General features: G+C 70.1%; 17 protein-coding genes. 12 read left to right on the forward strand and 5 right to left on the reverse strand.

Annotated elements, in window-relative coordinates:
• Positions 1-18 precede the first annotated feature (18 nt).
• The 4 genes from JHN45_RS14480 to JHN45_RS14495 all read right to left on the reverse strand — a co-directional run bounded on the left by JHN45_RS14480 (position 19) and on the right by JHN45_RS14495 (position 3758).
• Positions 19-627, reverse strand: coding sequence for a DsbA family protein (locus tag JHN45_RS14480; protein WP_201049256.1), 609 nt, complete (start codon positions 625-627; stop codon positions 19-21).
• A gap of 175 nt (positions 628-802) precedes the next feature.
• Complete coding sequence (locus tag JHN45_RS14485) at positions 803-1297, reverse strand: MarR family winged helix-turn-helix transcriptional regulator (protein WP_201049257.1); 495 nt, start codon at positions 1295-1297, stop codon at positions 803-805.
• A gap of 118 nt (positions 1298-1415) precedes the next feature.
• Complete coding sequence (locus JHN45_RS14490; protein ID WP_201049258.1) at positions 1416-2546, reverse strand: ABC transporter substrate-binding protein; 1131 nt, start codon at positions 2544-2546, stop codon at positions 1416-1418.
• Positions 2547-2720: 174 nt separating this feature from the next.
• The gene (locus tag JHN45_RS14495) at positions 2721-3758 is read right to left on the reverse strand and encodes a LacI family DNA-binding transcriptional regulator (protein ID WP_201049259.1); all 1038 of its coding nucleotides are present in this window, start codon (positions 3756-3758) and stop codon (positions 2721-2723) included.
• Positions 3759-4046: 288 nt separating this feature from the next.
• On the opposite strand from JHN45_RS14495, the gene JHN45_RS14500 reads away from it, so the two are divergent.
• The 4 genes from JHN45_RS14500 to JHN45_RS14515 all read left to right on the forward strand — a co-directional run bounded on the left by JHN45_RS14500 (position 4047) and on the right by JHN45_RS14515 (position 10281).
• Positions 4047-4934, forward strand: coding sequence for a carbohydrate ABC transporter permease (locus tag JHN45_RS14500; RefSeq protein WP_201049260.1), 888 nt, complete (start codon positions 4047-4049; stop codon positions 4932-4934).
• Entirely contained in the window at positions 4931-5752 is an 822-nt protein-coding gene (locus JHN45_RS14505; RefSeq protein ID WP_201049261.1) for a carbohydrate ABC transporter permease, read from the forward strand. Before JHN45_RS14500 ends, JHN45_RS14505 begins: the two co-directional genes overlap by 4 nt.
• A gap of 55 nt (positions 5753-5807) precedes the next feature.
• Positions 5808-7073 (forward strand): ABC transporter substrate-binding protein, encoded by a 1266-nt coding sequence (locus JHN45_RS14510; RefSeq protein WP_201049262.1) that lies wholly within the window; start codon positions 5808-5810, stop codon positions 7071-7073.
• A 127-nt stretch (positions 7074-7200) separates the two neighbouring features.
• A complete protein-coding gene (locus JHN45_RS14515; RefSeq protein ID WP_201049286.1) occupies positions 7201-10281 on the forward strand; it encodes an alpha-L-rhamnosidase in 3081 nt (1026 codons plus the stop codon).
• 280 nt (positions 10282-10561) lie between these two features.
• Here the strand turns inward: JHN45_RS14515 and JHN45_RS14520 are convergent, their stop codons facing one another.
• A complete protein-coding gene (locus tag JHN45_RS14520) occupies positions 10562-11872 on the reverse strand; it encodes an MFS transporter (protein ID WP_201049263.1) in 1311 nt (436 codons plus the stop codon).
• A gap of 198 nt (positions 11873-12070) precedes the next feature.
• On the opposite strand from JHN45_RS14520, the gene JHN45_RS14525 reads away from it, so the two are divergent.
• The 8 genes from JHN45_RS14525 to JHN45_RS14560 all read left to right on the forward strand — a co-directional run bounded on the left by JHN45_RS14525 (position 12071) and on the right by JHN45_RS14560 (position 24085).
• The gene (locus tag JHN45_RS14525; protein WP_307783107.1) at positions 12071-13333 is read left to right on the forward strand and encodes a glycoside hydrolase family 3 N-terminal domain-containing protein; all 1263 of its coding nucleotides are present in this window, start codon (positions 12071-12073) and stop codon (positions 13331-13333) included.
• Positions 13334-13506: 173 nt separating this feature from the next.
• Positions 13507-15144, forward strand: coding sequence for a Rieske 2Fe-2S domain-containing protein (locus tag JHN45_RS14530; RefSeq protein WP_201049264.1), 1638 nt, complete (start codon positions 13507-13509; stop codon positions 15142-15144).
• Positions 15145-15245: 101 nt separating this feature from the next.
• Positions 15246-16199 (forward strand): ornithine cyclodeaminase family protein, encoded by a 954-nt coding sequence (locus JHN45_RS14535; protein WP_201049265.1) that lies wholly within the window; start codon positions 15246-15248, stop codon positions 16197-16199.
• An 860-nt stretch (positions 16200-17059) separates the two neighbouring features.
• The gene (locus JHN45_RS14540; protein WP_200710472.1) at positions 17060-18559 is read left to right on the forward strand and encodes a sugar transferase; all 1500 of its coding nucleotides are present in this window, start codon (positions 17060-17062) and stop codon (positions 18557-18559) included.
• 70 nt (positions 18560-18629) lie between these two features.
• Positions 18630-19946, forward strand: a complete 1317-nt coding sequence (locus tag JHN45_RS14545) for a nucleotide sugar dehydrogenase (RefSeq protein ID WP_200710471.1) — start codon at positions 18630-18632, stop codon at positions 19944-19946.
• Positions 19936-21201, forward strand: a complete 1266-nt coding sequence (locus JHN45_RS14550) for a glycosyltransferase family 4 protein (protein WP_200710470.1) — start codon at positions 19936-19938, stop codon at positions 21199-21201. The genes JHN45_RS14545 and JHN45_RS14550 overlap by 11 nt, the downstream gene beginning before the upstream one ends.
• Entirely contained in the window at positions 21198-22568 is a 1371-nt protein-coding gene (locus JHN45_RS14555) for a Wzz/FepE/Etk N-terminal domain-containing protein (protein ID WP_201049266.1), read from the forward strand. The genes JHN45_RS14550 and JHN45_RS14555 overlap by 4 nt, the downstream gene beginning before the upstream one ends.
• Entirely contained in the window at positions 22565-24085 is a 1521-nt protein-coding gene (locus tag JHN45_RS14560; RefSeq protein WP_201049267.1) for a Wzz/FepE/Etk N-terminal domain-containing protein, read from the forward strand. Before JHN45_RS14555 ends, JHN45_RS14560 begins: the two co-directional genes overlap by 4 nt.
• The last annotated feature ends 2 nt before the right edge of the window (positions 24086-24087 follow it).

The raw sequence follows: 24087 nt of genomic DNA on the forward strand, positions 1-24087 counted from the left end.
GTGGGGGGCAGGGGACAATCAGTGGGTGGAGAAGCGTGCGTCGACTTCGTCGGCGGTGGCTTGGCCGTAGGCCAGCGGGGTGACGGAGTCGCCGTCGACGGCCAGCAGCGTGGGGAACCCGGTGACGCCGAGCTGGACGGCGCGGCGGAAGTCGGCGTGGGCCGCGGCCTGTGCCCCGGGTGCTTCGAAGGCGGCGACGACGGCATCCGGGTCGAGCCCGGCGGCCTGGGCGACCGTCCGGTAGGTCATCGCTTCGGACAGGCTGTGTCCGTCGACGTAGAAGGCGGTCTGGAGGGCCGCGGCCAGCTCCGCCGCGCGGTCGGGGGCGGTCTGGCGCAGGGCGGCGACACCGCGGGCGGCGGCCTCGGAGTCCATCACGAAGGAGCCGTCGGCGATCAGCCGGTCGTAGCCCTCGCCGAACTCGGCGCCGGTCAGCTCGGCGATCTTGGCGTTCGCGCCCTGGACGTAGCCGAACTCGCGGATCGGTACCCGGCGCGACCCGGTGAACAGGCCACCGGAGACGACCTCGACCGGCAGTTCGGGATGGCGGGCGGCGACCTCGCTCAGCGTTCCGGAGAATCCGTGCGACCAGCCGCAGTAGGCGTCGAAGACGTAGACGAGCTTCATGGATGACCTCGAAGGCGTGTCCTGCCCACCCGGTGTGGGCATTCGTCTGACGAAACAGTAACTGACTAGTCAGGTATTTCCTGGTGGGTGTGAGGTGGGACACACGGGTGGAGCTGTGGTCATTACATCGGGGCGGTCGCCCGCCCGCAGGTCAGGGCGGTCGCCGGTCCGCAGGTCAGGGCAGCCGGGGCAGCACGTCCCGGGCGGTGTGGCTGAGGATGCGGAGGTCCTCCGCGAACCGCTCGCGGTCCTCGGCGGGGAGCGGCGCCACGAAGTACCGCTTGATGTTCGCCACGTGCACCCGAGACGCGTGCACCACCGTCTCCTCACCCAGCGGAGTGAGCCGCACCAGCTTCGCGCGCCGGTCCTCGGGGGAGTCGGTGCGCGCCACGAGTCCCGCCGCCACCATCCGGTCCACCAGTCGGGTGGCGCCGCCCGTGGTCAGGACCTGTTCCTGGGCGATGGCCCGCATCGACATGCCCGGTGCGCCCGCCCGTCCGAGAATCAGCAGCACCTCGAACATGAGATGACTGATCCCGCACTCCTCCTCCAGGGCCCGCCCGAGGATGTACTCCAGCCGGTTCGCCGCCCCCTGGAGCCGCCCGAACGCGAGGATCAGTTCGTGGTCGGCGGCCGCCTTCGCCGTACCGATGCCCGCCTGCTCACTCACGGCCTCGCCGCCCCTTCTGCCGTCCCGGGTATCACCGTACCGATCATGCCCGGGACGGCGGGGTGTCAGGTCCGGCGGGCGCGGTCGCGGGGCACCGACCGGCGTGCCCACCCCAGGGCTACACCCCTGGGTGCAGTCCCAGCCAGCCGGGCGTCGGGTCGCCCTTGACCTCGCCGAAGTACAGGGCGAAGGTCTGCTTCCAGCGTTCGACCGCGGCACGGTCGGCCATGAAGCGGGGGAAACCGTCCACGTGGGCGTTCGGGTACTCCCAGATCGGCTTCAGTCCGGCCGGGGGAGTGACGTCGGTGCGGACGGACCAGCCGTTGAACGACCCGTTCTGCATCTCGGTCGACAGCTGCCAGTTGAGGAAGAGCTTGGCGGCCGTGGAGTTCTTGGCCTGCGCGAGGATCGCGGTGCGCTGTCCCCAGGCCATGAAGGGGTGCCCGGCGCCGATGGCGAACGTCACGGGAGAAGTGCTGACGGCGGACCCCGCCGTGCCGACGCCGATCGTCTTCTCGCCGCCGAAGACGGCGTCGCCCGGGGAGTTGCTGCCCCGCCCGAACTGCACGTCCTGTGTGGCGAGTTGGGCCACCCAGTCCCAGCCGTACGTGCGGGCGTACAACGAGTAGAGGTAGAGGACCGCGTCGTCGTCGTGCGGGTAGGCGGAGGCGATCCTGCCCTTCCACTTCGGGTCGACCAGGTCGCGCGGGGTGAGCGGCGTCGTCCCGCCGACCGTCGCCGTGTCGTACAGGAAGCTGAAGGCGATCGCCCCGGTGGCCACCCACGCGCCCTGCGGATCCTTGAACGCGTCGTGGACCTTGGAGAACCCGGCGGGCTTGTAGTGCAGCAGGCGGCCCTGCTGCTTCCAGCGGTCGAAGTCCTGGAGGGTCTGGAACTGGACGACGTCCGGGACGAGGGTGTCGGTGGCGAACTGGTTGTCGACGCGGACGTCGTGGTACTTGCTGTAGTCCACGATCAGCGTCAGGTCGATCTCCGGGAACCGGGCCTTGAAGGCCGCTTTGGTGCCGTCCTGCTGGGTGGGGGTGTCGCCGCCGGCGTAGACGACGAGCCTGCCGCCCTCCGTGAGCGCGGCCCGGTAGAGCTCGTCGAGCGTCCGCGTCTCCTCGCGCCCGCCCGTGCCGCGGAATCCCGCCGGGGCGGCCGCGGCCGGAGTCGTCGTGGCGCCGAGCGCGCCGACGCCGAGTGCGGCGCCGGTGGCGAGGACATGTCGTCTGCTGAAGGTGGACATGGTGGGGTGCCTCTCTGGTGGGGGGTGTCGTACAGAGGTCCGGCGGTGGAGCAGGGCAGCGCCATCGGGGCCCTCTCGCCATGTGTCTCCCGGACGATGGGCAACGTTACCCAATGCTTGAACTTGCAAGCAACTGGTGGGTTGGAGGTCCCACGGGCCCCGGGGCCAGGGTTCTCAGTCCGACGGCCGCGTCGTGCTCCGGCGCGGCACGAGCGTGGGGGAGAGGGTGACCTGGGCCGAACGCCGGCCACGGTCGGCGATCCGTTCCAGGAGGAGGCGTACGGCGTTCTCGCCCATCTCGCGGCCGCCCTGGTCGACGCTGGTGAGCGAGATCGGGCCGAACGCGGCGAACGTGGTGTTGTCGTATCCGGCCACCGAGAGGTCGCCGGGAACGGACAGCCCGGCCTCGGCGACCGCTTCGAGCACGCCCATGGCGACGATGTCCGCTCCGGCGAAGACCGCCGTGGGCCGGACGGGCCGGGCCAGCAGCTCCTTCGTGCCCCGGTGGCCGCCTTCCTGGGTGTAGCTGGTGGAGACGACGTCGATCCACTCCTCCAGCCCGTGCTTCCGCATGGCCAGCCGATAACCGTCGGCGCGACGGGCGTTGGGCATCTCCGTGAGGCGTGTCGGGTCGGTCTCGTGATGTTCGATGTGGGCGATCCGGCGATGTCCCAGGGCGGCCAGGTGGCCGACGACCAGGGCGGCGCCCTCGACGTCGTCGTCGACCACGGTGTCGTACGCGGGCGACGACCCGTGGCGGCCGATGACGACGGTCGGCACCGCGGTGCCGACGCGCTCCAGGTGGGCGCGTGACGACACGGGCGCGACCAGGATGATGCCGTCCATGCCCCGGTCGATCATCGCCTCGGTGACGCGGGCCTCCTCCTTCTCCCCGTTGCAGCCCGGGCCCAGGAGCACCTGGTACTCGGTGTCCGCCAGAGAGGTGGTGACGCCGTCGAGGATCTCGGGGAAGAAGGGGTTGCGGATGTCGGGCAGCATCACGCCGACGGTGTACGTCTGCCCGCGCAGGCTCCTGGCGCCGGCGCTCGGCCGGTAGCCCAGCTCGTCGATCGCGCGACGCACCTTGGCGCGCATCGCCGGGCTGGCGCCGTACGCGTTGCGCAGCACCTTGGACACAGCGGTGGTGGACACGTTCGCGTGACGGGCGACGTCGACGATGGTGACGCGTCGAGGCCGGGCCTGCGGCTCCATCCGGTTCCTTGTCCCTTCGGGAAACGTTGTCGGTGAGTGTAGGACGGAATGCGTGATTCGGCGGGGCCGTCGCAGACGCCGAGCCGTGCCGCCGTCGTAACGATCGCGCAGCCTGCGCGGCATCTTGACGTCACGCGGGACGCTCTCTAGGGTCTGGCAACATCTTTGGGGAACGTTACCCACATCACCCACGACGACGACCGGTCGGCACCCCCGCACAACAGCCCGAAGTGCCGGAGCCTCGATTCGACGCCCAGTTTGAAACGTTTCAAGGAAGGAGGTCCGACGGTGCCGAAGGTACGGCGAGCCCGAACCACCCCGCCCTGGTGGTTCGCGCTGCCCGCGATGCTGCTGTTCGCCTTCGTGGTCCTGGTGCCGAGTGCCCGCGGTGTGTACTACGCGTTCACCGACTGGGACGGTCTCGATCCCGACTTCTCCTTCGTCGGCCTGGACAACTTCTCCGAGATGTTCCGCGATGCCGATGCGGTGCAGGCCATCTGGCACACGTTGCTGATCGCCGTGGCGATCACGGTCGTGCAGAACGCGCTGGGTCTGTTGCTGGCGCTGGGGGTCAACTCGGCCATCAAGTCCCGGAACGTGCTCCGGGTGTTCCTGTTCGCCCCGGCCGTGATCACCCCGATCGTCACCGCCTACCTCTGGCGCAACCTGCTCGGCCCGGACGGCGCGGTCAACAGCCTGCTCGGCGCCGCGGGGTTGAGCGGCTGGAAGCAGGACTGGCTGGGCAGTCCGCGGGTCGCCCTGTGGTCGGTGATCGGCGTGATCGTCTGGCAGTACGCGGGCTACTCGATGGTCATCTTCCTGGCCGGACTCCAGTCCGTCCCCAAGGAGATCCACGAGGCGGCCGCGATCGACGGCGCGGGCCCGGTGCGCCGCTTCTGGTCGGTCACACGGCCCCTGCTGGCCCCGGCCCTCACCATCAACCTGATGCTGTCGATCATCGGCGGCATCAAACTCTTCGACCAGGTCTACGCGTTGACCGGCGGCGGCCCCGGCCACGCCACCGACACGCTCTCGACGCTGATCTACAAAGACGCCTTCACCCTCGGCGAGTTCGGCTACAGCATCGCGCTCGCGGTCGTCCTCACGATCATCGTGGCGGTCGTCTCGACCGGCCAGTACCTCGTGCTGTCCCGCAACGAGAGGGCCACGTCGTGAACCGCTACCGCCGTCGCACCTTCGCTCTGGAACTGTCGATGATCGCCATCGCCCTGGTGGTCGGCTTCCCGGTGTACGTCCTGGTCAACCTGGCCGTGCGGCCCGCCTCGGACACTGCGTCGCCGATCAGTCCGACCACCTCGCCGACCCTGCACAACTTCACCCAGGCCTGGCAACAGGGCGCCCTCGGTGGCGCGTTGGGCAACAGCGTGCTGGTGACGGTGTGCAGCGTCGTCGTCGTGCTGGCCGTCTCGTCCCTGGCGGCGTACCCGCTGGCCCGTGTCACGGCGCGCTGGTCCCGGGGCACGTTCCTGGCCTTCCTCCTGGGGCTGGTGCTGCCCTTCCAACTCGCGTCGCTGCCGCTCTACCAGACCATGCGCGACCTGGGCCTGCTCGGCACCCCGTGGGCCCTGGTCCTCTTCTACTCCGGCCTCCAGGTCCCGTTCACCGTCTTCCTCTACGTCGGCTTCCTGCGCGCCCTGCCCCGCGACTTCGAGGACGCCGCCCTGATCGACGGCTGCACCCCGCTGCAGGGCTTCCGCCACGTCGTCCTGCCGATGCTCAAGCCGATCACGGTGACCGCCCTGGTGCTCAACGCGGTCGCTGTCTGGAACGACTTCTTCACTCCGCTGCTGTACCTCAGCGGCAGCGCCCAGCAGACCATGCCGGTCGCGATCGCCGGGTTCGTCGGTCAGTACGTCACCGACTGGAACCTCATCTTCGCCGCACTGGTGATCAGCATCCTGCCCGTCCTGCTCGTCTACTTCCTGCTCCAGCGCAGCATCATCAACGGCTTCGCGGGAGGGCTGCGCGGATGACATCCGAGGTCCACCCGTCACCGATGCCCGGTGGCCCTTCCCCGAGGGGGACAACATGAAGACACGCCAACTGCCGGTCCTGATCGCCGCGTTGACGGCCGGCGCCCTGCTGGCAGCCTGTAGCGGCGGCACCAGGGCCGGGGGATCCGGCGGCGGTTCGAAGACCCTGACGCTCGCCTCGGTCGACCAGGGCTCGGTCGAGGACGTCGTGAAGGCGTTCGAGAAGGCCAACCCTGGTGTCAAGGTCCGCTACACCACCAGCGGCGCCGACCAGTACCAGCAGCAGATCCGTACCCAACTCGCCTCGGGCACCGCGCCCGACGTGATGTCGGTCTGGCCCGGCAACGGCAACCCGGGCGCCACGGTCGTGCTGGCCAAACCGGGCTACCTGCGCGACCTCTCGGGGCAGCCCTGGGCGGCAAAGATGCCGGACGCCATCAAGACCGTCGCGCAGTACAAGGGCAAGACCTACAACGCGATCTTCGGGCAGAACGGCATCGGCGCCGTCTACAACCAGCAGGCCATGGCGAAGGCCGGACTGACCCCGCCCGACACCTGGACCAGTCTGCTGGCTTTCTGCAAGGCCGCGAAGGCCAAGGGAACCCCCGCCTTCGCGCTGGGTAACCAGGACAACTGGGTGACCCAACTCGTCCTGTACGCGCTGGTCGCCACGACCGTCTACGGCCCCGACCGCGACTTCGACCAGAATATGCAGGCGGGCCGGGCCACCTTCGCCCGGTCGCAGTGGGCCACCGCGCTGGACAAGTACCTGACGATGGAGAAGACCGGCTGCTTCCAGAAGGACCCGCTGGGCACCACCTACGAGGCCAGCCAGGCCCTCGCCGCCTCCGGCAGGACCCTCGGCATCATCCAGGGCAACTGGGTGATCGCCCTCCTGAAGGGCAAGAACCCGCAGGGCACGTTCACGCTCAAGGCGCTCCCGGCCACCGACGACCCTTCCCAGACCCTCGTCCCGGCGGCGGCGGGCGCCGGCTACGGCGTCAACGCCAAGGCGAAGAACCCCCAACTCGCCCTGAAATTCGTGAACTTCGTGATGTCGCCCGCGGGCATGACCCTGTTCGTCAAGAAGCAGGGCGGTCTGCCCTCCCTGCCCGACACGGGCTACTCCGCGGACCCGTCGCTGGCCGAACTCTCCACGTTCATCGGGTCGGACCGCACGGTGCCGTTCATGGACCAGCGGTGGCCCAACGCCAAGGTCCAGCAGACCATGCTCAGCGGCCTCCAGGAGATCTTCAGCGGGCAGTCCACGCCCGAAAAGCTCCTCGACGAGATGGACGCCGACTACAAGGCCGGCTCCTGACCACCCCCCCAACACCCGAAGGGATGACGGTGTGAGCAATGCACCCCAGCACGCGGACGGCACGGACCGTGACCTCGGCAAGAGCGATGCCCCCGGCGGAGGCCACGCGGGAATCCGCCGTAGAACCATGCTCGTGGCGACGGCCGGCGCGGTGCCGGTAGTGGCCGGTGCCGTCGGCGGCCCGGCCACCGCGCAGGCGGCACCGTCCGGCCGTCCGGACGCCTCGGTGACCGGACTGACCGCGGAACACCGCACCGACCCCGTGGGCGTGGACGCCGAACGGCCGCGCCTCGGCTGGCACATGCGGTCCGCCTCGCGCGGGCGGAGCCAAGGGGCGTACCGGATCCTGGTGGCGAGCGCACCGGACAGGCTGACCGCCGGTCGCGCGGACGTCTGGGACAGCGGTCGCGTGCGCTCCGCCGATTCCGTGGCCGTCCGCTACGCGGGCAGGGCCCTGAACGCCTCGACCCGCTACCACTGGACGGTCACCGTCTGGGACGCCGAAGGCCGTTCGGTCGGCACTGCGCCTCGCGCCTTCTTCGAGACCGGCCTCATGAGCACCGACGGCGTCGGCGGATGGGCGGGCGCGCAGTGGATCGGGATGAAGGGGAAGGCCCCCAACTCGGCCGGGGCGCCGATGTTTCGGAGGCAAGTGGTCCTGAGGAAGGGGGTCCGCGAGGCGCGGCTGTACGTCTCCGCCCTCGGCGTGTACGAGGCCTACGTCAACGGACGCCACGTGACCGTCCCACAGGACGACGGCACCGCGATCGAACTGCTCCCCCCGGGCTCGACGAACTACGACGCGCGCGTCAACTACATGACGTACGACGTCACGGACCTCGTGACGCGAGAGCGCGGGGACGTCACCCTCGGGTTCGTCCTGGGCAACGGCTGGTACAACGGCCGTATATCCGACGGCAGTACGTACTACTCGGCGGACGGCAACGCCCTCGCCGTCAAGGTCAAGCTGCTGATCCGGTACGCCGACGGGACGTCGCAGACGGTCGTCACCGGGCCGGACGGCGGTTGGAAGGCGACCGACACCGGCCCCTACCGCGCCGACGACATCTACGACGGCCAGACCTACGACGCCCGGTTGGAGCTGCCGGGCTGGGCGGAGCGGGGGTTCGACGACTCCGCCTGGTCGGACGTGGAGCGAGTCGCCTTCGACGACAAGTTCCCGGACGCGCGGCTCCTCGCCTACCCGGGCGAGACCGCGCGCTTCCTGCACCGCTGGGACCGGCGACCGCGGTCGATCACCGTCGCCACGGGGGTGACCGGGCAGGACGGCAGCCCCAACGGCAGGGGCCGTATCGTCGTGGACCCCGCCCGGACGGTGACCGACCCCGCGAAGGCGGCCTCCGCCCCGGTCACGATCGGCAGCGGCGAGACGGCCGTCTTTGACCTCGGCCAGAACATGGTCGGCGTGGCCCGCTACAGCCTGCGCGGACCCGCCGGAGCCAAGGTCGAGTTCAGGTTCGGCGAGATGCTCAACGACGACAGCGCCGGCGCCGACGGCCCCGAGGGTTCCCTCTACCGGGCCAATCTCCGCAGCGCCAAGGCCACCAGCACGTACGTCATGAAAGGGAACCGGCACGGGGAGACCCACCAGGACTCCCTGACCTTCTACGGCTTCCGGTACGTGTCCGTCACGGCGACGGACACCGTCACGATCACCGGTCTGACCGGCAAGGTCGCCACGTCCGCGATCCGCGAGATCGGCACCTTCACGACCGACGATCCCGACGTCAACCAGCTGGCGAGCAACATCCGTTGGGGTCAGCGCGGCAACTACCTCTGGGTGCCGACCGACTGCCCGCAGCGCGACGAACGCCTCGGCTGGACCGGCGACACCCAGGTCTTCTCCACGACCGGTCTGTACAACGTGGACGCCGGGGTCTTCCTCAGTCACTTCCAGGACACGGTCGTCGACTCCCAGGCCATCTACGGTACGGACAAGGCCCAGTTCACCGGGGTCGCCCCCACCGGACGTTTCAACTTCCCGGGTGGTGGCAGCGGTTGGGCGGACGCCGGTGTCATCGTGCCGTGGGCCGTGTGGCAGATGACCGGGGACGCGACCGTCGTCAAGGACAACTGGCCCGCGATGACCCGCTACCTGGACTGGATCCAGGAGCAGACCGGCGACACCTACGCCGGACAGGGCTCCCTCACCGGCGACTGGCTGGGGCCCCAGAAGACCAGCGCCCAGCTGATGAGCGACGTCTACTACGGCTACAGCACCCGGCTGATGGCACAGCTGGCCCGCGCGATCGGCAGGACGGCCGAAGGGGACGCGTACGACCGGCTGTTCGGACGCATCAGGCAGGCGTTCATCACCAAGTACCTGAGCACAGCGGGCGGCACGGTCACGGTCAGGTCCAGCCTCGGGGACGCCTCCCCGATCGAACCGGGCTCCGACCCCAACCAGAAGACGGAGGACAACAGCCAGACCGCGCTGCTCTGGGTCCTCAAGCTCGGCTTCTACGAGACGGAGGCCCAACACCGCACACTCGTGGGCCTGTTGGCGGACAACATCGGCAACGACGCGGCCTACAAGGCGGCGCACCCGAACAGCAGCCGGGTCAGGTACGCCGAGAACACGCTGTCCGTCGGCTTCCTCGGCGTCAACGTCCTCGCCCCCGTCCTCACCGACGAGGGGCGCGCGGACCTGGCGTACAGGCTGCTCCACCAGGACGCCCTGCCGTCCTGGCTGTTCTCCGTGAAGAACGGCGCCACCACCGTCTGGGAGCGATGGAACTCCTACTCCAAGGAGGACGGGTTCGGGCCGGTCAGCATGAACTCCTTCAACCACTACGCCTACGGCGCGATCATGGAGTGGATGTACGCCTACATGGCCGGCATCGCCCGCGACCCGGACAGCCCCGGCTTCAAGCACTTCGTCCTGCGACCCCACGTCGATCCCACCGGCAGGATCACGCAGGTGTCGGGCTCGCACGAGTCGCCGTACGGCGAGATCAGGAGCGAGTGGAAGACGGAGGACGGAGGCGGGAGCCTCGTGTACGACGCGCTCGTGCCCGCCAACAGCGAGGCGACGCTGCGGCTTTCCGCCGTTTCCGCCGATGCCGTCCGCGAAGGACGGACTCCGCTGGCCCAGGTGGACGGGGTGCGTCTCCTGGGCCACAAGGACGGCGTGGCCTCGTACAGGTTGCCCTCGGGCCGATACCACCTGACCGCCCGGCTCCGCTGACCTGCCGCCAGATGTCGTGCACGGAGAGCCCGTTGCTGCACGGGACTTGGGGCACGGTTCGGCGAGGTGGGGCGAGGGCTTTGGAGAGGCCCTCGCGAAGTTCCGCCACCGATGCTGTGGCCCCCCGGAGCGTCCAGGAATTCCGCTTGCTCCGAGGCGTCGAGGGTGGATTTGGTCATCCAGCCAAGGGCGTGTGAACTGCAGTCGGCAGGGATCACTCGTACCTGGCCCGGTTTGCTGAAGTTCCGACTTTCCTTGTGGCAGGTCGGAGGTCGTTCTCTCATTGATGAGAGGGCGGCCTTTCGGCCACGGCTTCGGCTTCGGGCTTGGGCTCGGGTTCCTCGAGCGGGATGTCGCGCATGCCTCGTAGCGGTGAGAAGAACAGCCACAGTCCCGCGCAGCAGCCGCCGATCACGGCGATCCACAACGTGGTCCGGACGCCGAGCGCGGTGGCGAGTGCGCCGCCGGCCAGGCCGCCGAGCGGCAGGGTGCCCCAGGTGACCCAGCGGGCTGCGGCGCTGACCCGGCCGAGCATCTCCGGAGGGCAGGCGGCCTGGCGGTAGCTGGTCAGGGAGATGCCCGCGACGGTCGAGGAGAAGGTCCACGAGATCCAGCCGACGCCGAACAGCAGGACCCACCAACCGTGCCCGGCCAGGGGGATGAGCAGACCGGGCAGCGACAGCACGGTCATCGAGATCCAGCTGATCCGCGCCGAGCCGAACCTCAGGGCGAGGAACCGTGCCGCCACACCGCCCGCCACCCCGCCGACGGCCCCGAGCGCCAGCAGCAGCCCGACCAGGCCCGGCCGTAGATGCAGCGTGCGGATCAGGAATATCGGGCCGAGGGTCTCCACCATGATGACGAAGAAGTTGGCGGTGCCGTTGAACGCCACCGAGTTGCGCAGGATGGGGTCGCGGAAGACGTGGTCGAGGCCCTCACGGATCTGCGACCGCAGCGTGGGACGCCGGTCGGTCCGTGGCCGGGTACGGTGCGGTTCACGGGTACGGATCGCCGACAACGAGCACGCCGAGAACGCGAAGGAGATCGCGTCGGCGGCCATCGCCCCGGCGGCGCCCACCAGCGTCACCAGCCCGGCGCCCGTACTGGGTCCGGCGATCTGCGCGACCGACCGGGAGGCGGCGAGTTTGCCGTTGCCGTCCATGAGCCGGCCGCGGTCGAGGACCGTCGGCAGATAGGCCTGGTAGGCGACCGAGAAGAACACGGAGAGCACGCCGGAGACCAGTGCGACAACGTAGAGCTGAGCGAGCGTCAGCGCTCCGGCGGCGTGGGCCAGCGGCACCGAGCCGATCACCACGAACTGCGCGAGGTCGCACCAGATCATCAGCCGGCGCTTGGCGATCCGGTCCACTATCGCGCCGGCCGGCAGCGCCACCAGGAGAAACGCACTTGTCTCCGCCGCCGCCAGCAGGCCGACCTGGAACGCGGAGGCATCCAACAACACGACGGCGACCAACGGCAGGGCGAGAACGGTGATCTGCGTCCCCATCTCACTGACCGTCTGGCCGCCCCACAACAGCAGGAATTCGCGATTGCGCCAGATCGAGGAACGCGTTCCGCTGTCGTCGGCCATTCGTCGGATGGTGTCAGCGCGGCCCCGCTCATGTCCATGCCGCCCTCAGCCGCAGACATAGGCGAAATTCCGTCAGCTCCTTGCGGCCGGCCGGTTGTGAGTCAGGTCACCGAACTTTTCCTGTGCACCGCACAACTCACTGAGTGGACAGCGGTGCCGCACAGGCCCCGGACAGCACTCGCCTTGCACAGGAGCGAAGTGAAGATCTCGGAAGACCCGGAACGTACGGTCCGGCGTGCGCGGTTGACGCGGATTCCCCGGTTGTTCATCGCGCTGGCGGTGACGACCGTCGCCGCGGTCGGCTGCGGTGACGTACAGCCCGGAGCCGACAGCCCCGACCGGTCCACCTCCACCTCCGCCGTGCCCACGACCGGAGCCTCGCCTGCCGCTTCCTCCTGCGCCGCTCGTGTCCTGGCGGGAATGAGCCGGTCGCAGCGGGTCGGCCAGTTGTTCATGGGTGCAGTCTCGGCGGGGCCGGACGCCACCGTCGGCAGCGAGCGGGCGCAGGTGGCGGTGTTGAAGCGGCATGACGTCGGTTCGGTCATTCTCATGGGTCCCGTTCGGTCCGGGCTGAGCGGCGTGCGGGGGGTGGTGGGCGACATCGGGCAGCTCGACCTGTCGGTGGCTCACACCACGGTCGGCACCCTGGTCGCCACGGACCAGGAGGGCGGGCAGGTCCAGCAGTTGAGCGGGGCGGGATTCACCGACATCCCGAGCGCCCAGGTGCAGGGCGGGTGGACCGCGTCCCGGCTGCAACAGCAGGCGGCCGGCTGGGCGGAGGAACTGCACGAGGCGGGCGTACGCCTCGATCTCGCCCCCATCGCGGACGTGGTGCCCGTCTCGATCGGCCGGGCGAACGGCCCGATCGGCCGGTACGACCGGCAGTTCGGTTCCGGTCCGGAGACGGTCGGCGGCCAGGACGGCGCCTTCGTCAGGGGGTTCGGCCAGGCGCACGTCCTCACCACGCTCAAGCACTTCCCGGGGCTCGGCCGGGTCCGGGACAACACCGACACCACGGCCGGTGTCACGGACACGACCCTGACCCGCGACGCGCTGGATCTGAACTCCTTCCGCACCGGGATCGCCGCCGGCGCACGGTTCGTCATGGTGTCGCTCGCGACCTACACACGGATCGACCCGGCGCACCAAGCCGTGTTCTCGACCACCGTGATCGACGGAATGCTCCGCAAGGATCTGGGATTCGACGGCGTCGTCGTCTCCGACGACCTCGGCAACGCGGCCGCCGTCCAGGCCGTTCCGCCGGGGCGGCGGGCGCTGGCGTTCCTGCGGGCTGGCGGGGACCTCGTCGTGACGGTGGACACGGACGACGTACCTGCCATGACCTCCGCCGTCCTCGACGCGACGCGGTCCGACCGGGTACTGCGGACCCGTGTCGACGCGAGTGTGCGGCGCGTCCTCGCGGCGAAGCAGGCGGCCGGCCTGATGACCTGCCCCGCCTGATGACCTGCCCGGCCGCCTGATGGCCTGCGCCGCCTGACGACCTGCCCTGCCTGAGGCCGGCCTCGTACGGCCGGCACACACACGCGTGCCATGCCGCGGGTGACGACGTCCCGCCACGGCGGGCGAGCCCGCACCCCCGCACCGCACACACCGAGGCAAGGAGCCCCCACGCCATGCGCATCACTTCCATCGGCCATGCCGGCCTGCTGCTGGAGACGGCCGCCGGACGGATCGTCTGCGACCCCTGGTTCACCCCGGCCTACTTCGGTTCCTGGGTGCCGTTCCCCGACAACACGGGCATCGACCCCGGTCCGCTCACCCATGCCGACTACCTCCACGTCTCCCATCTGCACCGCGACCACTTCGACCCCGACTGGCTGAAGCGGCACATGTCGAAGGACGTGACGGTGCTGCTGCCGGACTATCCCGTCCCGCATCTGCGCGACGCCCTCGCCGACCTCGGGTTCCACCGGTTCGTGCAGACCCGGAACGACGAGGTCACGGAACTGGACGGCGGACTGAGAGTCCTCATCAGCGCTCTGGTCTCCCCGACCGACGGACCGATCGGAGACTCGGCGCTGGCGGTCGACGACGGCCGGGTGCGGGTGTTCAACCAGAACGACGCCCGCCCGGTCGCGTCGGGCCCCATCGAGGAGTTCGGGCCGCTGCACGCGCACTTCCTGCAGTTCTCCGGCGCCATCTGGTACCCGATGGTCTACGACTTCCCGGAGCGGATGAAACGGACCCTCGGGCAGCGCAAACGCCTCAACGGCATGGCGCGGGCGCTCAGTTACATCGAGCAGTACCGGGCGTCGCACGTGCTGCCGTTCGCGGGGCCGCCCTGCTTCCTGGACGAGGACCTGTTCCACCTCAACGACTTCGGCCAGGACGACACCAACGTGTTCCCCGACCAGTTCGCCTTCCTGGACTTTCTGCGCGAACGGGGGAGGGACAACGCGCATCTGTTCCTCACCGGCACCACGGTCGAGCTGACCCCGGACCACGAGTGCGCGGTGACACAGATACCGGACGAGGAGATCGCGCGCATCCGGGACCGGCGCCCGTACCTGCTGGCGTACCAGCAGAAGACCCGGCCGGTCATCGACCGCATCCTCGGTGAACTGCCGCAGGACCGCTCGGACTTGGTCGGCCGGCTCAAGGAGTGGGTCGAACCGCTGCTGCGGACCGCCGACCACACCTGCGCCGGAGTGAACGGCCGCATCCTGCTCGACGTCGGGGCCGTGGACGGCGGAGACGACGAGGCGATCGTCTTCGACTTCCTCAGCCGCGAGATCGTCGCGCACGACGGCCGGCCGTTCCGCTACCGGTTCCGCGCGGCAAGACCCCTGATCGAGCGGCTCGTTCGGGACCGGGCCGAGGACTGGGTGAACGAACTGTTCCTGTCGTGCCGCTTCGAGGCGTCCCGCTCGGGGCCGTACAACGAATTCGTCTATACCTTCTTCAAGTCGCTGTCGCAGGCCCGGATGGCGTACGTGGAGGGCTACTACGCGGAGTCGTCCGGGGTCGAGGAGTACGCCCTCGCCGACGGCCATGTGGTCCAGCGCCACTGCCCGCATCTCAAGGCCGACCTGGTCCGTTTCGGCACCGTCGCCGACGGTGTACTGACCTGCCGACTGCACGGATGGGAGTTCGAGTTGGCGACCGGGCGCTGTCTGACCAGCGACGACCGCAAGCTCGCCGTCCGGCCGCAGGAGCCGCTCGACACCCCGCCCGGCGAGGCGGACGCTGCGTACCCGCGGATCGCCGGTGGCTTCCCGGCCGACCCGGCGGTGAACGGCATCACCTCCTGACCCCACCGCCTTCCGGCCGGGACGCCGTACGAACGGCCGCCCAAGAACCACGAGTTCATCGTTGATCCCAGGGGTCCTCTCGCGTCAGGATTCGTGCTGCGATGACATCTTTCGAGCACCTTCCGATCCTCTCCGCCGCCGACGTCGAGCGGGCCCTGACCCGGGACCGGGCGGCAGCGGCCCTGACTCGCGCGCTTCGGGCGGGACTTGAGCCGGGCGAGGACCTGGAGCGGTCCGTCCTCGACGTGGCCGGCGGTCAGTTGCTGCTCATGCCGTCGGCGGGGGCAGCCGCCGTAGGTCTGAAGGCGGTGACGCTCGCCCCGGGAAATCCGGGCCGCGGACTGCCCCGGATCCAGGGCGCCTACCTGCTGTTCGGCGCGGAGACGCTCGAACTGCGGGCCATCATGGACGGGGTCGCGGTGACGAACCTTCGCACGCCGGCCGTCTCCGTCGCGGCGACCGATCCGCTGCTCACCCGGTTCACCCGGCCGATCGAGCTGGTGGTCTTCGGCGCGGGCCCCCAGGCGGTCGGCCACGTGGACGCGATCCGGGGCAGCCGCTCGGTCGAGCTGGCCGACGTCACCTATGTGGTTCGCCGCCCCGACCGGGCTCGCGAGCAGCTGCCGCCCCACGCCACGGTCGTCGCCGCGGACTCACCGGAGGTGCCGGCACGGCTGGGGCGGGCACAGGTGGTGGTCTGTGCCACCAGTGCCCGTGGCCCGCTGTTCGACTCCGCGCATGTCACGGACGGTTCGGTCGTCATCGCGGTCGGGTCCCATGAGCCGGACGTGCGTGAGCTGGACGGTTCGCTGATGGCCCGCGCGAACGTCGTCGTCGAAGACGTGGGCACGGCGTTGCGTGAGGCCGGGGACGTCGTCCTGGCGATCCGCGAGGGTCGCCTCCGCGCCGACGAGCTGATCCCGATGGCGGACGTCGTCCGGGGGACGCGCACCCTCGCCCCGGACCGCACCGCGGTCTTCAAGAGCGTGGGAATGTCCTGGCAGGACCTGGTCGTGGCCGAGGAAATCGTCGAACAGCACCTGCGCGGCCGATGAGGCGAACACCGCGCGGTCCGCTGCCGGATGAGCCGCGGGCCAAGATGCGCAATTCCCGGGGACGGGCACCTCTCCGTCGCTTTCCCGCCATTCGTCGACCGCGTCCGCGACGGCCGGGGCCCGCTGGAACCGGACAGCTCCGACTTCGGCGTCTCCGGTGCCCGGCGACCGCGTCCGGTCGTCCCGGAACGGTGGCGACGACAGTGCCCACGACCACGCCGGCGGCCTCACCAGCCCCCGGAGCGGTGAAGTCCTCTTCCCTGGCATATTCGATCAGTGCCGGACACCTCTGATTGCCAGTGCCAACGGTCCGGAGAACTCCCGCCGTCACCGGGCACACGGCATGTTTTGCGTCACCGAAGCACCTGCGGGCAGTCACAGATCTATCGACTCGGCGTCAAATGTTGTGCACAAATTCCACACAGACCTCTCTTCAGGCGGGCACACATGGTCTAGATTGACCTTGCTTCGCACGGTGTGACACCAGGCGACAAAAGATGATCTATGTGTCCGGCGATGCAGATGGCCAGCAGTTGTGTCTCTCGCGCCGGATGTGGGGGTGATCAATTCTGTTGGCCCGAGGGGGGCTTGGGGCATGGAGAGCATCCGAGGTCGCTACGGGTTCCCGTGCGGTTCAGGAGTCTGGTGGGACCTGCGAGTCCGTTGTCGACAGGATGAGGTACTCGCGAAGTATTGACATGGCCGAGACGCCAGGCGCCGGGGGCGCGGGCTTCCCGAGGGGGAACAGCGGAGCGGAAGCTTCCGCGGGGGAGTTGCAGTGCGGGGGGCGGGGGCCTCCCGTAGGGGAGTGACAGTGTGCGGCGACCACGTCAAAACCACTGGGGACCTTGGGGGGTTCTGTGCGGCAGGGGGGAATAGTCGGGCCCTTTCCGTCGGCGCGCGAGCGTCTGGCGGGCGGGGCGATAGGACAGCCGGCGATCGAATGGGAGCAGCGGTACAGACGTACCGTGATCTTCAGCGACACCGTGGCCACCGCCTGTGTGGTGGGGGCGATAGGCGACTTCTTCGGGGCCCGGGACGCGGCCAACTGGCATGAGAAATGGGGCATTCTCGCCTTCGGCACCCAGCTGCTGGTGCTGGGCGCGCTGGCGGTGAGCCGCTCGTGGTCCCCGGCCGTGCTCGGCCAAGGAGCCGAGGAATTCCGCCGGTTGGGGCGTTCGCTGTTCACGGCGACGGTCGTGCTCGCGCTCGGCGGGATCGCTCTGACCTCGCGCAACATCAAGCTCTGGATCTTCGTCGCGATCCCCGCGATCGCGATCGTCACCATGACCGAGCGGTATGTGCTCCGCCTCTGGCTGCACAAACAGCGCAACGAAGGCCGCTGCCTGAGACCGGTGCTCGCCGCCGGGAGCCCGGCGACCGTGCGCGACCTGATCAGCCGGACCCGCAAGTTCCCGCACCTCGGCTGGCGTGTGGAGGCCGTGTGCACGACGGACGGCCGCGGGGTCGACGGCGAGCAAGGCGCCCTGGACGGCGACCAGTTGGACGGCGTGCCGGTCATCGGCCTGCTGGAGGACGTCGCCAAGCACGTACGCCACGACGGCTACCGGGTCGTCGCGGTCACACCCGACCCGCACTGGTCACCCGACCGGTTGCAGCGGCTGGCCTGGAACCTCGAGGGCAGCGACGCCGAGATGATCGTCGCCCCCGTGCTCATGGAGGTGGCCGGCCCGCGGCTGCACGTCGACGCGGTGCTCGGGATACCGCTGCTGCGGGTCAGCATGCCGACCTTCACCGGAGGCCGCCGGGCCATCAAGGGGGTCGTCGACCGGCTGGGTGCCGCGATCCTGCTGCTCGTGTTCGCGCCGCTGATGATCCTCGTCGCGCTGTTCGTGCTGCTGGACAGCCGGGGCGGGGTGTTCTACCGCCAGCGCAGAGTCGGCAAGGACGGCCAGGAATTCACCATGCTGAAGTTCCGCAGCATGGTCGCCGACGCCCACAGCGCACGTGCCGCGCTCGCCGAACGCAACGAGGGCGCGGGCCTGTTGTTCAAGCTCCGCCGTGATCCGCGGGTGACCCGGGTCGGCACGGTGCTGCGCCGGTACTCGATCGACGAACTCCCGCAGCTCTTCAACGTACTCACCGGATCCATGTCGCTCGTCGGACCCCGGCCCCCGCTGCCGGAGGAGTCCGCCGCGTACGACCCGGACATCCGAAGACGGCTGCTGGTCAAGCCCGGGCTCACCGGCCTGTGGCAGATCAGCGGACGCAGCGACCTGCCGTGGGAGGAGGCCGTCCGCCTCGACCTCCGGTACGTGGAGGACTGGTCGCTCGCCCTGGACACAGTGATCTTGTGGAAGACCTTGCGTGCCGTGATCCACGGGCAGGGGGCCTACTGATGCGCGGGGGTCGTCCGACCGGCGCGCGGACCGCAGGCCGCAGGGGCCTGCCTGGGGGGAGAGACCGGTCATGAGAGTCAGCGTTTTCGGGCTCGGCTACGTGGGCTGTGTGTCGGCCGCGTGCCTGGCCAGCATGGGCCACGAGGTCATCGGGGTGGACGTCAACCAGGTGAAGGTCGACCTGGTCAACGACGGCAAGGCCCCGGTGGTGGAGGAACGTATCGGTGAGCTGATCGCCGAGGTCGTACGGACCGGCGCGCTGCGCGCCACCCGCGACGTCCGCGAGGCGATCGCGGACAGCGAGGTGTCCCTGATCTGCGTGGGCACCCCGTCGGAGCCCAACGGCAGCCTGTGCACGACCTACTTGGAGCGGGTCACCGAGGAGATCGGCGCCGCGCTCGCCGAGCGGGGCGGCCGCCAGACCGTCGTGTTCCGCAGCACCATGCTCCCCGGCACCTGCCTCAACCTGCTCGTGCCGATCCTGGAGAAGCACGTCGGCGGCACCGCCGGCGTGGACATCGGGGTCGCGGTCAACCCGGAGTTCCTGCGCGAGGGCACCAGCGTCAAGGACTTCTTCGACCCGCCGAAGACCGTCATCGGCGAACTCGACCCGGCCAGCGGCGACGCGGTCGCGGCGCTCTACGACGGCCTGCCCGGCGAGGTGTTCCGGGTGCCGATCCCGACCGCCGAGGCCATCAAGTACGCGGACAACGCCTTCCACGGCCTCAAGATCGGCTTCGCGAACGAACTGGGCGCCGTGTGCCAGGCCCTCGGCGTGGACTCGCACCAGGTGATGGACGTCTTCCTCGCCGACCGCAAGCTGAACATCAGCCCCGCCTACCTGCGCCCCGGCTTCGCCTTCGGCGGCTCCTGCCTGCCCAAGGATCTGCGCAGCCTGGTCTTCGCGGCGCAGCGGGCCGACGTCTCCGTGCCGATCCTGTCCCACGTGCTGGCCTCCAACTCCGACCATCTGCAGCGCGCGGTGGACCTGGTCGAGCGCACCGGCAAGCGCAAGGTGGGCCTCTTCGGACTCTCCTTCAAGCCCGGCACCGACGACCTCCGCGAGAGCCCGCTCGTCGAACTCGCGGAGCGGCTCTTCGGCAAGGGCTACGACCTCAAGATCTACGACGCCAACGTGAGCCTCTCCCGGCTGCTCGGCGCCAACCGCGAGTACATCGAGAGCCGCCTGCCGCACCTCGCCCAACTCCTCGCCGACTCCGTCGACGAGGTGCTGGAGCACGCCGAGGTGTGCCTGGTGGGCACCAAGGACGCGACCGTACTGTCGGCGCTGCCCCACACGGGCGACCCGGCGATCATCGACCTCATCCGCCTTCCCGACGCCGACGCGCGCCGGACCGAACCGGGGTACATAGGCCTTGCTTGGTAACGAGACCAGTGGCGACGGCACGAACCGTCGCGCGCTGATCCTGGTGGAGAACCTCTCGGTCCCCTTCGACCGACGGGTGTGGCAGGAGTGCACCACGCTGCGCGACGCGGGCTGGGAGGTGCACGTCATCTGCCCCCGTGGAGAGAAACGGGACACGGAGGCGGAGGCGGTGATCGACGGGGTGCGGATCCACCGCTACCCGTTGCGCGCGGCCACCGGAGGACCCGCCGGCTATCTGCGGGAGTACGGATCGGCGCTGTGGCACACGCTCCGGCTGGCCCGCAAGGTCGGCCCGGTCGACGTGGTGCACGCCTGCAACCCGCCCGACCTGCTGTTCCTGCCGGCCCTGTGGATGAAGCGGCGCGGCGCGCGGTTCGTCTTCGACCAGCACGACCTGGTGCCCGAGCTGTACCTCTCCCGGTTCGACCGCGGCGAGGACCTCCTCTACCGCGCCGTGTGCGCGCTGGAGCGGCGCACCTACCGGGCCGCGGACATCGTGCTCGCCACCAACGAGAGCTACAAGGACGTCGCGCTGAGCCGTGGCGGCAAGCGGCCCGAGGACGTCTTCGTGGTGCGCAGCGCGCCCGCGACCGACCGGTTCCAACCGGTGCCGCCGGAGCCTGAGTTGAAGCGCGGCAAGCCCCATCTGCTGTGCTATCTCGGCGTCATGGGCCCCCAGGACGGCGTCGACTACGCCCTGCGGGCCCTGGCGAAACTCCGCGACGAGGTCGGCCGGACCGACTGGCACGCGGTCTTCGTCGGCGCAGGCGACGCCTTCGACGCGATGGTCGAACTGTCCCGGCAGCTCGGCCTGACCGACCAGGTGCAGTTCACCGGACGCATCCCGGACGCCGACCTGGTGCGCTACCTGTGCACCGCCGACGTCTGCCTCTCCCCCGACCCGCACAATCCGCTCAACGACGTGTCGACCATGAACAAGGTCCTCGAGTACATGGCGATGGGACGGCCGATCGTCTCGTTCGACCTCCGGGAGGCGCGCGTCTCCGCCGGTGACGCCGCCGTCTACGCGCCCGCCAACGACGAGGCCCAGTTCGCCAAACTCGTCGCGCTGCTCCTCGACGATCCCGAGAAGCGGGACCGGATGGGGAAGATCGGCCAGGAGCGGATCGGCGGACCGCTGTCCTGGGAGAACTCGCAAGCGTCACTGCTCGCCGCCTACACCGCCGCCTGCCGGGACCAGGTCCCGGTGTCCGCGGGTGGGCCGGTCCGTACGGGGAAGAGGCCGCACCATTGAATGACGACACGATCCGTCTGGCCACGATCGGACGGATTCTCCGCCGGCGCTGGCGGCTTCTCGCCGTCCTCGCCGTAGTGGGCGCGCTCTTCGGCTACGGCACCTCGGTGCTGCTGCTTCCGCCGCGCTACACGGCAGAGGCATCGGTCCTGCTGCCGGGCCAGTGGGAAGAGCGCGAACTGCTCACCCAGGTGGACATCGCGACCAGTTCGGCGGTGGTCGACCGCGCGGCCGACGCGCTGAAGTGGGGCGTCAGCGGCACCGAGTTGCAGAAAGACGTGAGTGCCAAGGCCGACGACGGGAACATCATCAAGGTGTCCGGTACGGCCGACACCCCGGAGCGCGCGCAGCGGCTCTCCGACCAGCTGGCCCAGCAGTTCGTCACCTTCGCCACCCGTATCGCGGGCGGCGACACCGACCCCGCGGCGGACACGGCGACGGAGGCACTGCGCAAGCAGGTCGCCGAGACCAACCGCCGTATCACCGACCTGGCCAACTCGGCGGACCCGGGGCAGACCGTGGAGGGCGTGCAGGCCCGCACCGAGCTCGAAGGCCTGCGCACCGGACTCCAGGACGCCATGAAGAAGCTGGAAGAGGCCAACCCGGCGTCCGCCAAGGCCAACATGGTCGTCATGGGACCGGCCCCCGCGCCCACCGGCGCCGCCGCGCCGACCAGGACACAGCTCATCGGCGCCGGAGCACTGCTGTTCATCCTGCTCGGCGTCGTCGGCCATCTCGCCGCCGCACGCGTGAGCCGCAGGCTGCGCACCGAACCGGAGATCGTCGCCGCGCTCGGCTCGCCGCTCCTCGGCACCGTCGACGTGCCCGGCGAACGGCACGGGCACCGGCCCGAGAGCCATGGCGCACGGGCCCGGCTCCGCCGGCTGCTCGGCACCGACGTCCGATGGGACGTACCGGCCCCGCAGCGCTCCGGCGACGAGGCCGAGCGGCGGATCCGCTACCGGCGGGTGTGCGCCCGCCTCCGGGACCAACTGCCCGCCCCCCGGCGGCTGTTGGTCGTCGTACCGGAAGGCGACGAGGTTGCCCGGCTGGCCGCGGGACAGCTTGTCGCCGAGGCCACCAACGACCCCCGGCTGCGGGTCGTGGAGGTCTCGGTGGACCGGCCGATCGTGCCGGACCGCGACACCGAGTCCGGCGCCCTCGCCGTCCTCAGCGCGGGCAGCTGGACCGCCGCCGAACTCGCCGGCATCGCCGAGGCGTGCGCGGACGGCGGGCACGAGCTCGTCGGCGTCGTCGTCGCCGGCACGGTCCGCACCCGGCCGACGGAAAAGACCGCCGACCGACTTTCCGACGACGCCACTTTGACGTTCGCGGTCCATGGCCACGCGACAGGAGATCCAGCGTGACGACGAGCACGACTTCGGAGTCGTCGGCCGCCACCCCGCTCCTCGACCTCCAGGCACTGGTGGTCGCGGTGCGCAGACGCCGCCGCCTGTGGGGCGCCATGGCGCTGCTCGGACTGCTGGCCGGCGCGGCCGTGGCGGTCCTGCTGCCACCTGCCCCGGCCGCCGTGACCAAGGTCCTGGTCGCGCACCAGGAGGACCAGCCGAACGACACCGGAACACTGATCCGCACCGACGCCCAGCTGCTGGCGACCTCGCGGATCGCCGGTGCGGCCCTGAAGATCCTCAAGTCCCCGGAAAAACCCGAGGACTTCATGAAGGACTACCGGGGCACCGGACTCACCAACAACGTCCTCGAGATCGATGTGACGGGCAAGACCGACGCGGAGGCGGTCGCCCGCGCCAAGGCACTGGCCCAGGCGTTCGTCGCGGACCACGCCAAGCGCATCAACGACATCGCGAACGCCAACGCCCAGGGCCTGCTCGACCAGCAGGCCCGGATGCAGGCGGAACTCGCCGACGTCAACAAGACGATCGGCGGCCGGACGCCCGACACCGACCCGAAGGACTCGGCGAACCTCGAATCGCTCTTCGCCCAGCGGGCCGAACTCACCTCGCAGATCTCCGACTTCGGCCAGCGCGCCGAGGAGGCACGCGTCGGCGCCCCCCAGCTCGTCGCCGGCACCCAGATCGTGGACGCCCCGCGCGCGGTGGCGCACTCGCTGCCCAAGGCCCTCGTCACCGACGGCGTGGTCGGACTCGTCCTCGGGCTCTTCGTCGGGCTCGCGCTGGCCGCGGTCGGCGTGGTCGTCGGGGACCGGCCCGTGCTGCGCCGGGACATCGCGGCGAACCTCGGCGCCTCGGTCATCGCCGAACTGCCGCGCCGCTCCGGCAGGTTGTGGCAGCGGCGGCGGACCCGGGTGGCCCGCGAACGCCTCACCACCACGCTGGCCCGCACCTCACGCGGCGCGGCGGAACCGCTGTCGCTGCTGGAACTCGGCTGCGCGCGCAGCACGGCCGGGATCGCCCTCGGTCTCGCCCGGGCACTGGGGGAGGACGGTCCGGTGACCGTCGTCGACGGTCTCCCCGGCACCCAGCTCTCGGGCCGCCGCCCGAAGCCCGGAGACCCCACCGTGGTCGGCGGCGAGAAAGCCGCGACCGTGTCCCCGCAGGACCAGCGGATCGGCGTCGGCTCGGTCGCACCCGGCACGGCGTGGACCGACCTCCAGTACCTCGGCACCCGCACCGTGCTCGTCGTACGCGCCGGACACGGCAGCGCCACCTGGCTGCACATCGTGGCACGGCAGCTCGCCGACCAGGGCATCCCGGTCGTCGGTGTGGTGCTGATCGACCCCGACCCGCGCGACCGCACCGACGGCACGCTGTGGGACGGGCTGGCCAACGCCCTGCGCGGCCGGACCGAGCCGCCCGCCTGGCAGAACGCGCCGGGCCGACGGCTCACCGAACGGCAGCCGATACGGGCCGCACGGGTCCCGGACAACGACCAGGAGGTGCGGTAGAC

This window comes from Streptomyces sp. MBT53 (genome assembly GCF_016654115.1).
In the GTDB taxonomy this organism is placed as follows: Bacteria; Actinomycetota; Actinomycetes; order Streptomycetales; family Streptomycetaceae; genus Streptomyces.